Here is an 11789-nt window from a genome sequence, read left to right as displayed (position 1 = left end):
CAGATTTTAGAAAGAAAGTAGGATTCTATGTTTCACCGTTTAGCTCACTACAAAGTACATTGGTACACAGCACTTGCTAGCCTCATGGCAACAATTTGCTTTGTCGGGACAGTTGGCCAAACCCTTACTAGCACGCAAACAGGCTGGAGATTTGTGGGCTGGTGGATGCTAAAAACATTTGTCGCGGGCAGCGTTATTCTTATTCCCATCATGATTGGTTATCAACAGCATCACCATCCCCAACGACAAGGAATTCTAATGCTAACGTGGCTTATTGGATTAATCACGTTTACTTGGGCCCACTACACAACCCAGCCAGTGGTTAATGCCAGTCAGCGATCACCTGAGCTATACGTGGTTCAGCAAGTGTTCATTACCTGGCTGTTATCAACGGCTCTCGTTTGGGCATCACCCTATCTCCACCAACTGTTCCACCGCTGGTCAATTAGTCAACGACGACGGTGGCTATTGATCATTACTGGTGCGTTCCTCATTTTAAACTTTATCAATGGCTATGATGCCTTTGGCTTCCACCGGGGAAATAGTTTAATTTGGTTTGGCTATCTATTTGCTATCGGCGATTGGCTTGCTAATGATCAGCAATGGTTAAGACAATGGTCACCTCTCAAATATGGTTGTCTAACGATGGTCTTATTCTTATTTAGCACGGTGGTTACTTGGCTTAATATGAACAATGTTGTTTACAGTCCGCACAATGGACTTACACCTAACAACCACTACTTGTTAGCAATTAATCCATACCAGCCCTTCATGCTAATTACCTGTATGCTGCTGGTAGCTGGAGTCAGTATTAGTCATCCAAAAGCACAAGCTGCTTGGCGAACAAGTGACACTTATCAGGGGATCTTAACCCTTAATCTGCTCGGTTTACCAATGGCTTTTACTCCTTTTTTGATGAATAATTTTTCATGGACAAGTGGATTTCTGCTTGCCATTGTATTATGGGTCATTTTGCAAGGCCTGACCATTGCTATTGTCCGCTTTTGTCCTCATTGGCAGTTGTCACTAAGCATCAGTCAAGTTAATCATTATCTATTTAAGACCTGGCGACGTTACTGGCCCTTAATGCTGACCTTTGTACTCCTTTGGCTGATGACACTAATTGCCTTTGCACTCCTGTGGAACGGTAATTGGACAATGGTGCAATGGGTGATGACTGAACGCATCAAGATCGTCCTCGTCAACGTGGCGATTGCCTTTGCCGTCGCAATTATTATTATGGCCATCACCAATCGTTGGTGGCTTACAACTGGAATTAGTGTCATCTTATATGGTGGATGGATCGTGGCCTCAATGCTCAAGATTACCGCCCGAAATGAACCAATCATTCCAACGGACTTGTCCACATTAGCTGCACCAGGTGCAATGCTGGGGATGGTAAATAAACGCATTATTGTCATCATTATCCTAGCAATAATCGTCGTAATGGCCCTGACAATTTGGTTAGAGCACCAGATAGGTGCAGGCTCCCGCTTTTCAATTAGTGGTCGAATTATCACGGCTGTACTAGCTGTCCTGTATCTGGCCAGCTTTACACTTGCCAACCATAGCAGTTCCATCATTTATAAGCAGCTACAAAACATGGATGATATTCCTTACTTCTACTCTCAGCTGCGCGGTGCTAAGTTAAACGGAACCCTTCTTCAATTTGCCAATAATATTGATGTTCATACGATGAGTAAGCCCCATGGATACTCACGAACCACAATGATGCATATTGCTAAGAAGTACCAACGAGAAGGTGCCATCATGAACCACCAACGCCTCCATAATTCCGTTGGTCACCAAAACCTGGTCTTTGTTTTAAGCGAAAGCTACTCTGATCCTGCCCGTGTTCCTGGTCTTAAAGTTCACGGTGGTGATCCCATCCCATACCTGCATGAGCTAAAAAAGCATTCTACCAGTGGTCTAATGCTAAGTTCTGGATATGGTGGAGGAACGGCCAATATGGAGTACCAGGCATTAACTGGACTTTCAATTGCCAACTTCTCACCAACAATGCCGACCCCCTATTCTCAATTAGTGCCATATCAAAAACGTGCATTTACGATCAACCAACTATTCCCATATAGTATTGGGATCCACCCGTTCACAGCCAACTTATACAGTCGCAAGACCGTCTACCGAAAGTTTGGTTTTAATAAGTTCTACCACTTTGATGGCGGTGCAAAGATTACTTACACTAAAAAAATTCAGAATAGTCCACGGGTTAGTGACGACTCGGCATATAAGGAAATATCATTAAACTTATTGCGTCAACCTCACGGGAAGTTCGTCCAAATGGCGACGATGCAGAATCATATGCCCTATAATCCAAGCTACTATCATGAACGCCAATTCAAGGTCAGCGGAAAAGGCTTCAATACCCCTGACCAGCAGGCGCAAATTGAAACTTACATTCAAGGAATCCACTATACTGATGCAGCTTTACGTGCCTGGGTTAAGCAGCTGGATGAAATGAAGCAGCCAGTAACCGTGGTTTGGTACGGCGACCACCTACCAGGAATTTATCACGGCTTACCGATGGGAAAGTATGGTGTACCACTGCATGAAACGGATTACTTTATTTACAGTAATCCTGCTGCCCAAAAGTTGAATCGGACGAAATTTACCCATCGTTATAAGCTCGTTTCACCAAATAACTTCGGTGCACTTGCTCTGGAGCAAATGAACGTTAAGGTTTCACCATACTTTGCATTGTTGACAAAGATCGCTCATGATATTCCGGCCACGTCATTGCCAACAAATGGTACATCCAAGAACAATGCAGCTCATCAGAGTGGCCGCGACTTTATTAATGGTCAAGGCAAACATGTTCATCTAAACAAACGGCAACGACAACTCTTCCACGATTATCAGCTTGTCCAGTATGATTTAACTGCTGGCCACCACTACTTATTGCATAACTCATTTCTGAAAGAAGTCGCAAAGTAATTTAATAAGAATCGAGATATGACAAAAGAGCCCTGAAGGTTTGGTTATAACCGAACCTTCAGGGCTCTTGTTTGTATTTCAGAATTATTCCAACTATTAATCTTCAGCAAAATCGGCCAGGGCCTTAGCAAATTGATTTAACTTGTCGTTAGCCTTTTCTGGATCATCAGCACTCGTACCAATGTAGAACTTAAGCTTTGGTTCCGTTCCAGATGGCCGGATAGCAATCCAGGTTTCATCATCTAAGACATACCGCAAAACGTTTGACTCAGGAATACCCAATTCAGAAACCGTGCCATCAGCAGCGGTCTTAGTATTGTTGGAGAAGTCTTCAGTTAGTACAACCTTGTGACCCGCAAATTCAGTTGGTGCTTCTTCACGGAACTTCTTCATCAGAGCAGCCATCTTAGCGGGGCCATCAACGCCTGGGTACATGTTGGCCACGGTCCGTTCACGGAAGTAACCATACTTCTTAAAGAGTTCTTGAACACCATCATACAAGGTCATGTTGCGGCTCCGGTAGTAAGCAGCTACTTCAGCCAAAAGGGTCAGTGATTGGATAGCATCCTTATCACGAACAAATGGCTTAATCAAGTAACCATAACTTTCTTCGAAACCAAACATGAAGGTGTGATCGGCTTTTCCAGTTTCGTATTGGTGAATTTGGTCAGCAATCCACTTGAAACCAGTCAAAACATTAATCATCTTCACGCCATAGTCAGCTGCAATCTTAGCAGCAAAATTAGTTGAAACAATGGACTTAACTGCTGCAGCATTCTTCGGCAATGTGCCAGCTTGCTTATGAGCTTCCAAAATGTAGTGCAGCATTACTGATGCAATTTGGTTCCCTGTCAATAATTGGTATTCGCCATTAGGCTGACGAACAGCACAACCAAGCCGATCAGCATCTGGGTCAGTAGCAATCAAGACATCTGCGTCAACCTGCTTGCCTAACTTGATGGAACGAACAAATGCTTCAGGGAATTCGGGATTTGGATGCTTCAAGCCTGGGAAGTCACCATTTGGTTGGGCTTCGGTTGGTTCGATGGTGAAGTTTGTAAAACCAGCTTGACGAAGTGCCCGTTCACCAAGCATCCGACCAGTACCGCATAATGGAGTAAAGACAAACTTCATGTCCTTACCATACTTCTGGGCTAATTCATGGTTAATGGTAACTTGTTTAGCATTAGCTAGGTAAGCTGCGTCAACATCTTCACCAATAATGGTTTCAGTACCGTTATCAAGCAATTCTTGTTCGTCAGCTAACTTAATATCAAAAATGTCAGAAATCTTCCGAATGTAAGAAGTCATTTGGTCTGATTCCTTAGGTGGCATCTGGCCACCATCTTCACCGTAAATCTTGTAACCATTGTATTCCTTTGGATTATGACTAGCGGTGATCATAATACCAGCATAGGTATGCAAATGACGAACAGCAAATGACAGTTCAGGTGTTGGGCGTAAATTATCGTAAATGTAGGTCTTAATACCATGAGCACCTAATACACGGGCAGAATCATGAGCAAATTGACGGGAATGGTGACGAGAATCATAACCAATAGCGACACCGCGTTGCTTAACTTCATCCCCTAAGGACTCCATTAAAGTAGCCAATCCTTCAGTGGCTTGACGAACGGTGTAAACATTCATCCGATTAATTCCAGGACCCATTAAGCCCCGCATTCCGGCTGTACCAAAAGACATTGGGGCATAAAAGGCATCCTCAATTTCCTTATCGTCAGTCATTGCATCTAATTCATCTTTTAAGTCTTGCTCTAAGTCTGTACGATTCTTCCAAACTTGGTAAGTATCTTTCCAGCTCATCTTAGTGCTCCCCTCTAATTTAATCTGGTATCAGTATACCGCATTCTGAATCTATTGTGCGCCTTTACCTGATTGTTTTACTAAAGTTTTACTAGGAAAAATTAAAAGCCGAGAAGACTAGTGAAGTGCTAGCTTCCTCGGCAATAGTGGATTTGTAAAATGAAACAATATCATGTCCAAGACTACTACAAACCTTGCACATACTGATAAACTTCTTGACCAGCAATGGCACCGTCGCCAACTGCTGTTGCAATCTGTCGCAATGGTGTCTCACGAACATCACCAATTGCAAACACACCAGGCAACCTGGTATGCATGCGGTCATCAGTTTTGACCCAGCCAGCTTTATCAAGAATGCCGAGATCAGCGAACGGTGACGTCATTGGAACGTTGCCAACATAAATGAATACCCCATCAGCAGCTAACTGGCTATCTTCACCGGTCTCATTTTGATGAGTCCTGACAGCAGTGACCTTATTATCATCACCTTCAATGGCCGTCACACTTGTATTGAAGATGAATTTCATTTTGTCATTTTGACGAGCCTGTTCTTGCATTAATGGCTGCGCCTTTAGCTTATCACCACGAACAAGAACCGTTACTGAGTGGGCCAAATTAGTTAGATACATTCCCTCTTCTACAGCGGAGTCTCCACCACCAACAACGATTAAGTCACGGTCTTTGAAGAATGCTCCATCACAAACGGCACAGTATGAAACTCCCCGGCCGCTAAATTTCTCTTCACCGGGAACATTGAGGTGGCGCTGGGTCGAACCAGTAGCAATCACCACGGCCTTGGCTAAGAAAGTTTCATCCATGTCAGTTGTTACTTCCTTTAAACCCTGATCATTAACCTTAATCTGTTTAACCGTTCCATAGGCATATTTAGCACCAAATTGAGTCGCGCCGTCATACATCTGTTGAGCCAAATCAGCACCCTTGACGGACTTAAACCCAGTATAATTTTCAATCGTATCGGTGTTGTTTAAATTACCACCGTAAATTCCCCGATCTAACATCAAGACAGATAAGTTGGCACGGGAGGCATACATTGCAGCAGTCATACCACCAGGACCAGCACCAATTACGACGACATCATATTGTTGTTGCTCTGCCATTCGATTGTTCCTCCTTCATCAGTAAATCAATTATTCAATATGATACTGATTTTTTGCCTATTTGTCTATCATTTTAACTTACTAATAATAAGAGGAAGCTAATATCCACTGGGCTTATTAGCTTCCTCTTGATTGATTAAGATTACTTTTTACTGCTCTTCTTATCTTCAGCAGTTAGTTTAGCACCAAGTTGTTTGATGTATTCACGTAATTCATCCTTCGTTTGTGGGTGGTTTAAACCATATTCAATGTTGGTTTGAATCCAGCCAAACTTGTTACCAACATCGTAACGGTCACCAGTGTATTCACGTGCAAATACCCGTTGTGTTTGGTTCAGGGTATCAATAGCATCAGTTAATTGAATTTCGCCACCCTTGCCTGGCTTCGTCTTCGCTAACACATCAAAAATTTCTGGTGTGAAGACGTACCGACCAATAATGGCAAGGTCACTTGGTGCCTTCTTTGGTTCTGGCTTTTCAACAAAACTAGTAACGTTGTACAGGCCAGGAGTGACTTCCTTACTTGGGTTGATAACCCCGTACTTAGCAGTATCTTCGTGTGGCACACGCATAACGGCTAAGGTTGAAGCACCAGTTTGTTCGTAACTGTCAATTAATTGTTTCGTTAAGTTTTGACCGTTGTTGTTGATGTTGTTCAAATCATCACCAAGCATAACAACAAATGGTTCATCACCAATGAAGTCCCGAGCAGTCAAAACAGCATCCCCTAAGCCGCGTGGGTGGGATTGACGAATGAAGTAAATGTTGATATCGGTAGTTTCTTCAACTAACTTCAACATTTCATCCTTGTGCTTAGCGCGTAAGTTGTCTTCCAATTCTGGATTAGAATCGAAGTGGTCTTCAATTGAACGCTTATTCTTACCATCGACAACCACAATGTCTTCGATTCCAGACTTCCGTGCTTCTTCGACGATAAATTGAATCGTTGGCTTATCAACGATTGGCAGCATTTCCTTTGCTAATGCCTTAGTTGCTGGCAGAAAACGGGTTCCCAATCCCGCTGCCGGAATAATAGCTTTACGTACACGTTTCATAACAAATAAACCCTTTCCTATAGAGATGTACTAAATTCTCTTAATCTCCATCTGTTAGCATTTTACCATACTTATTCAATTTCTGAAGTAAGATCCCGATTCATCAATTGTGAAATCGCGTTCTTGATGTCTTCACCTTCATATAGAACCCGGTAAAGGGCATCAGTAATCGGCATTTTAACTTGCCGCTTCAAGCTTAACTCATGGGCGGCCTTGGTTGTATATACCCCTTCAATGACCATTCCCATGTGTTCAATCACATCGTCTAATTGCCGACCCTGACCAAGTTGATAGCCAGCACGCCAATTACGAGAATTTTTACTAGTGGCAGTAACAACCAGATCGCCGACCCCTGACAATCCAATAAAGGTCATTGGATTAGCTCCAAAGGCCACTCCGAGCCGCCGAATTTCTGCCAATCCCCGAGTAATCAGTGCCGCCCGGGCATTGTCATGGTAGCCCAATCCTTGTAAGGCACCAGCACCAATCGCAATGATATTCTTTAAGGCAGCACCAAATTCAGCACCAATGACGTCGTCGTTAGTGTAGACCCGGAAGTAGTTATTAGAAAACAACTTCTGAATTCGCGTAGCGCTGTTCAAACTAATGCAAGCAGCAGTCACCGCAGTCATATCCTTGATTGCTACGTCTTCAGCATGACTTGGACCAGAAAGAACGACGATCCCTTGCCGGTGCATTGGGTCAATTTCTTCTGCAATCATTTCTGATGGCCGCTTATATGTATTTTGTTCCAACCCTTTTGTGGCATGAACAATTAGAGGACGTTGGTCTAACTCACCCAACACTTTGTCTAGCTTGCGAGCAACCTGACGAATTCCCTTCGTCGGGATGACAATCAAGACAACTGTGGCTCCCTTAACCGCAGCAGTCATATCATTTGTCGCTACTAAATTTGTTGAGTACGTAAAATCATGCATGTAGCGTGGATTGACATGGTCATTGTTCAACTGGTCAACTTGTTCTTTGTTTCGTGACCATAATTTAACCTGGTGACCATTTTCTACTAACATGTTGGCGAGCACGCTCCCCCAAGAACCTGCTCCTAATACTGCAATTTGTTCAGCCATAATTATTCTCCTTTAGTGTTAACTTGAAAATACCAAGGTAAATGAAGATGCCGCCGACGATAAATAAATAGGATCAGCGCTCCACATACAAAAACTAGTGACAAAAGTTGTGAAATACGAATAGGGCCAAGCATTAAACTGTCCGTCCGCATTCCCTCAATAAAGAACCGTCCACAGCCGTACCACATAAGGTAACTCAGGAACACTTCGCCCTCCTTAAACAAATGGTGGCGGTGCCGCAGCAATATTAATACAAAAAAGCCCAGCACGTCCCATCCAGACTCGTATAAGAAGGTGGGAACGCGATATTGGCCACCAATTAACATTTGCTGGATAACCCAATCAGGGATTCCCTGCGCCATTAGTGCCGCCTTGCTGGTAATGCGACCAAACGCCTCTTGGTTCATAAAATTGCCCCACCGACCAATTCCTTGGGCCAAGATTAAAGCGGGAGCAATAATATCCATCATTAACCATGCTGATAAATGGTGGTAATGACAAAAACAAAGCAAGGTGATAAAGCCACCAATAATCGCCCCATAAATAGCAATCCCGCCATCCCAAATAGCAATAATTTCACCTGGATGCATGGAATAGTAAGGCCATTGAAAGACCACATAATAAGTTCGCGCACAGATAATGGCCACCGGTAAAGCCCACAAAAGGTAGTCATAAAAATCATCTTCTGCGATCCCCTGGCGCTGCCCTTCGCGAATGGATAACCACAGAGCGAGAACCACGCCGGTAGCAATAATTACACCGTACCAGTGAATACTAATAGGGCCTAGCTTCAATGCGATCGGGTTAAGGGCCTCCAGAACTAGAAAATTAGTGTTCATGCTGCTCCTTTTCCTTCGTGTCACGTGCCGAATTCGACTTAATTAAGCGGTTCAAATTCTCATCGAAGGTCTTAGTAGCATCATAGCCCATCGTCTCAGCCCGGTAATTCATTGCGGCTGATTCAATAATAATTGCTAGGTTACGACCGGTTTTAACTGGTACGGAAACCTTAGGGATGATTACTCCTTGGATAGTCTGGGTGTCGCCACGATCACCAAGCCGGTCAAACTGGACATCTGGTGTCCATGTTTCCAGATGAACAATTAGGTTAATATTGTCACTCGGCATGATGGCTCCCGTCCCATAGAGGGTCGAAACATCAATAATACCAATTCCCCGAATCTCCATGAGATGTTTCAAGATTGCCGGAGCAGTCCCCACTAAGGTCTGCTCGTCACGGGCATAAACTTCAACCCGGTCATCCGCAACCAGCCGGTGGCCACGCCGAACAAGCTCCAGGGCAGTTTCACTTTTACCGACACCAGAGTCACCAGTAATTAATACACCAACCCCGTTAATATCCACGAGTACTCCATGGAGTGATTGACGTGGCGCCAACCTTCCTAATAGGTAGGAAGTCATATTAGATAAAATCTGCGAAGAGGTTAGGTGGGTTCCTAGAATTGGAATATGTGTATTCTTCGCCGCCTCTGCAAGTTCTTCAGGAATTGGTAAATTCGTCGAGATCACAAAGCATGGCGTTTGGGGGGCGCACATTTTAGTAAGGTACTTTTTCCGCTTCTCGTGAGTCAAGTCCTTAGCAAAGGACGTTTCGGTAATTCCCAATAATTGAATTCGCATCGCCGGATAATGCTTGAAGTAGCCAGCAAATTCCAAAGCTGGTCGCGAAATATCACTAGTGGTAATCGGCCGATCTAGATACTCTTCTCCTTGCAGGACCTTTAACCGCACCTTGTCCACTAGCTCCTGGACATTGACATTGTGAGTCAACCTATTTCACTCCTTTTAATCATTAGTGTGATCCGCCAAAATGGCGTTACAAACGGACATAATAATCGCAATCAACATGGCTGCGCCAAACGAGGAAAAGTGAAAATACATCGATCCCACAAAATATGAAGTCAACTGCAACATTACCCCGTTAATGACAATTGAGAACAACCCCAACGTCATAATGTTAATTGGTAGCGATAAAACCCAAAGAATCGGTTTTACCAGGACATTTAAGCAGGCCAGAATAAAACTAGCTAATAGTGCCACCCAAATACTGGAAACGTAAAACATCCCCGTTTGGGCAAAAAGGCCTGCTAAAGCAATAAATAAAATCGTATCAATCAGGATTCTGGTGAAAAAGTTCATTCATCTCTCCCGTTCTTTTTTACATCATGTTCTTCAACATCGGTCAGATTACGCCGACTTTGCTTATGTTCCGGTCCACGCTCAATAGCATTACCTAAATCGCCAAGGGACTTAAAGAAATCTAAGACTCCTGGGTGGGCAGGATCGGATGGCATAATTGCAAACAATACTAGGTATAAGACCACCGCCGGAAAGATCCCAGTCGCAATCATCAGGACAACGAAGAGGACCCGCACTAAGGTAATGTTCCAATTAAAGTAGCGGGCCAGACCGCTCAAAACGCCCGCTAGGAGGCGGTCATCATAAGATCTGGTTAGTTTACGTGGATGTGCATTCATTACTCATCCCTCCTAATAGCTTAATCTTACTGTGTTTATGAAAGAACTGCAATTAGATTTACTGTGGATTCTTTTGGCTTAATTTCCACTGTAAGTAGGCATTGATGAACGGGTCAAGATCACCATCCATAACCGCCTGCCCGTTATGTGTTTCATAGTTGCTCCGATTATCCTTCACGAGGGTATATGGATGGAAAACATATGAGCGGATTTGTGAGCCCCAACCAATATCCAGCTGCTCGCCTTCAATTTCAGCCCGCTTTTTAGCTTTCTTTTCTTCCTCTAATTCGTACAGCTTAGATTTCAGCATGTTCATTGCGGTTACCCGGTTTTGCAATTGTGAACGTTCCGCTTGTGAGGAAGTCACAATACCAGTTGGCAAGTGTGTAATTCGGACTGCCGATTCGGTTTTGTTAATATGCTGACCACCGGCACCGCTGGAACGGAAAGTATCAACACGAAGGTCAGATGGATCAATATCAATGTGGACACTTTCGTCTAGTTCTGGCATTACATCAACGGAAGCAAAAGAAGTGTGGCGACGACCCGCGGCATCAAACGGAGAAATCCGAACTAACCGGTGAACACCCTTTTCACTCCGGAGGTAGCCAAAGGCATTGTGCCCCTTAATTAACAAAGTAACGCTTTTAATACCTGCTTCGTCACCAGCTTCGTAGCTTGCCGTTTCCACATTAAATCCGTGTTGTTCACCCCATCGAACATACATCCGCAGCAACATGGAGCCCCAATCTTGAGCTTCTGTGCCACCCGCACCGGGATGAATTTCTAAGATTGCGTTCTTAGAATCGTATTCACCGTCCAGGAGTTGATTCAACCGGTACTGACGTAATTCATCAGTTGTTTTCTTTAATGAGCTTTCAAACTCTGCTTGCAAATCCGCATCCGGTCCCATGGCTAACAATTCCACGGAAGTTTGTAAATTATCAATACTATCACGCAGGTGAACAAAGGTATCGCGTTTATCCTTTAAATCATTGTTGGCGGAAATTACTTTTTGGGCAGCTACATTATCATCCCAAAATCCTGGTTCCGCCATTTTTTGTTCGTTTTCCGCAATACTTTCGTCTAATGCATCCAGGTCAAAGAGACCTCCCGAAGCGGGCAACTTCTTGTTGCATTGCTTCTACTTGTTTTTTTGCTTCACTCAGTTCCACGAATATTCCTCCTAAAACAAAGGCAGCCAGTAGCGTTACCGTTACCTGCTGCCGATCATTGTATTTATAAGCTTACC

10 protein-coding genes are annotated in these 11789 nt (G+C 43.8%); 1 reads left to right on the top strand and 9 read right to left on the bottom strand.

Going from position 1 to position 11789, the window contains the following annotated elements; genetic code table 11:
• Positions 1 to 27: 27 nt before the first annotated feature.
• Positions 28 to 2955, top strand: a complete 2928-nt coding sequence (locus tag FD27_RS01695) for an LTA synthase family protein (RefSeq protein ID WP_057748564.1) — start codon at positions 28 to 30, stop codon at positions 2953 to 2955.
• Between the two features lie 96 nt (positions 2956 to 3051).
• Here the strand turns inward: FD27_RS01695 and FD27_RS01690 are convergent, their stop codons facing one another.
• The 9 genes from FD27_RS01690 to prfB all read right to left on the bottom strand — a co-directional run bounded on the left by FD27_RS01690 (position 3052) and on the right by prfB (position 11712).
• Complete coding sequence (locus FD27_RS01690; RefSeq protein WP_057748561.1) at positions 3052 to 4779, bottom strand: phospho-sugar mutase; 1728 nt, start codon at positions 4777 to 4779, stop codon at positions 3052 to 3054.
• A 185-nt stretch (positions 4780 to 4964) separates the two neighbouring features.
• The gene (trxB, locus tag FD27_RS01685; RefSeq protein ID WP_057748558.1) at positions 4965 to 5897 is read right to left on the bottom strand and encodes a thioredoxin-disulfide reductase; all 933 of its coding nucleotides are present in this window, start codon (positions 5895 to 5897) and stop codon (positions 4965 to 4967) included.
• 142 nt (positions 5898 to 6039) lie between these two features.
• Positions 6040 to 6951 carry a UTP--glucose-1-phosphate uridylyltransferase GalU gene (galU, locus tag FD27_RS01680; RefSeq protein WP_057748555.1) on the bottom strand — a complete coding sequence of 304 codons (912 nt, stop codon included), beginning with the start codon at positions 6949 to 6951 and terminating at the stop codon, positions 6040 to 6042.
• Between the two features lie 71 nt (positions 6952 to 7022).
• Positions 7023 to 8039 carry an NAD(P)H-dependent glycerol-3-phosphate dehydrogenase gene (locus FD27_RS01675; protein WP_057748553.1) on the bottom strand — a complete coding sequence of 339 codons (1017 nt, stop codon included), beginning with the start codon at positions 8037 to 8039 and terminating at the stop codon, positions 7023 to 7025.
• Positions 8040 to 8041: 2 nt separating this feature from the next.
• Positions 8042 to 8878, bottom strand: coding sequence for a prolipoprotein diacylglyceryl transferase (gene lgt, locus FD27_RS01670; protein WP_057748549.1), 837 nt, complete (start codon positions 8876 to 8878; stop codon positions 8042 to 8044).
• Complete coding sequence (hprK, locus tag FD27_RS01665; RefSeq protein ID WP_057748545.1) at positions 8868 to 9830, bottom strand: HPr(Ser) kinase/phosphatase; 963 nt, start codon at positions 9828 to 9830, stop codon at positions 8868 to 8870. Before hprK ends, lgt begins: the two co-directional genes overlap by 11 nt.
• Before the next feature lie 15 nt (positions 9831 to 9845).
• Complete coding sequence (locus FD27_RS01660) at positions 9846 to 10199, bottom strand: phage holin family protein (RefSeq protein WP_057748542.1); 354 nt, start codon at positions 10197 to 10199, stop codon at positions 9846 to 9848.
• Positions 10196 to 10537: a PspC domain-containing protein gene (locus FD27_RS01655; protein ID WP_057748539.1), complete on the bottom strand. Its 342-nt coding sequence runs from the start codon at positions 10535 to 10537 to the stop codon at positions 10196 to 10198. The genes FD27_RS01660 and FD27_RS01655 overlap by 4 nt, the downstream gene beginning before the upstream one ends.
• 58 nt (positions 10538 to 10595) lie before the next feature.
• Positions 10596 to 11712, bottom strand: a protein-coding gene (gene prfB, locus FD27_RS01650; protein WP_413230735.1) for a peptide chain release factor 2 whose coding sequence is annotated in 2 segments (ribosomal slippage) — positions 10596 to 11639 and positions 11641 to 11712 — 1116 coding nt in all. Because the reading frame shifts where the segments join, the coding sequence is not laid out codon by codon here.
• Positions 11713 to 11789: the final 77 nt, after the last annotated feature.

The sequence above is a fragment of the Limosilactobacillus frumenti DSM 13145 genome, assembly GCF_001436045.1.
GTDB classification, from domain to species: domain Bacteria; phylum Bacillota; class Bacilli; order Lactobacillales; family Lactobacillaceae; genus Limosilactobacillus; species Limosilactobacillus frumenti.
This window is presented reverse-complemented; position numbering and strand designations above follow the sequence as displayed.

Excerpts from the sequence above, each read along its gene's own strand:
- FD27_RS01695 (WP_057748564.1), top strand. The coding sequence starts at position 28 with ATGTTTCACCGTTTAGCTCACTACAAAGTACATTGGTACACAGCACTT.
- FD27_RS01690 (WP_057748561.1), bottom strand. The coding sequence starts at position 4,779 with ATGAGCTGGAAAGATACTTACCAAGTTTGGAAGAATCGTACAGACTTA.
- trxB (WP_057748558.1), bottom strand. The coding sequence starts at position 5,897 with ATGGCAGAGCAACAACAATATGATGTCGTCGTAATTGGTGCTGGTCCT.
- galU (WP_057748555.1), bottom strand. The coding sequence starts at position 6,951 with ATGAAACGTGTACGTAAAGCTATTATTCCGGCAGCGGGATTGGGAACC.
- FD27_RS01675 (WP_057748553.1), bottom strand. The coding sequence starts at position 8,039 with ATGGCTGAACAAATTGCAGTATTAGGAGCAGGTTCTTGGGGGAGCGTG.
- lgt (WP_057748549.1), bottom strand. The coding sequence starts at position 8,878 with ATGAACACTAATTTTCTAGTTCTGGAGGCCCTTAACCCGATCGCATTG.
- FD27_RS01660 (WP_057748542.1), bottom strand. The coding sequence starts at position 10,199 with ATGAACTTTTTCACCAGAATCCTGATTGATACGATTTTATTTATTGCT.
- FD27_RS01655 (WP_057748539.1), bottom strand. The coding sequence starts at position 10,537 with ATGAATGCACATCCACGTAAACTAACCAGATCTTATGATGACCGCCTC.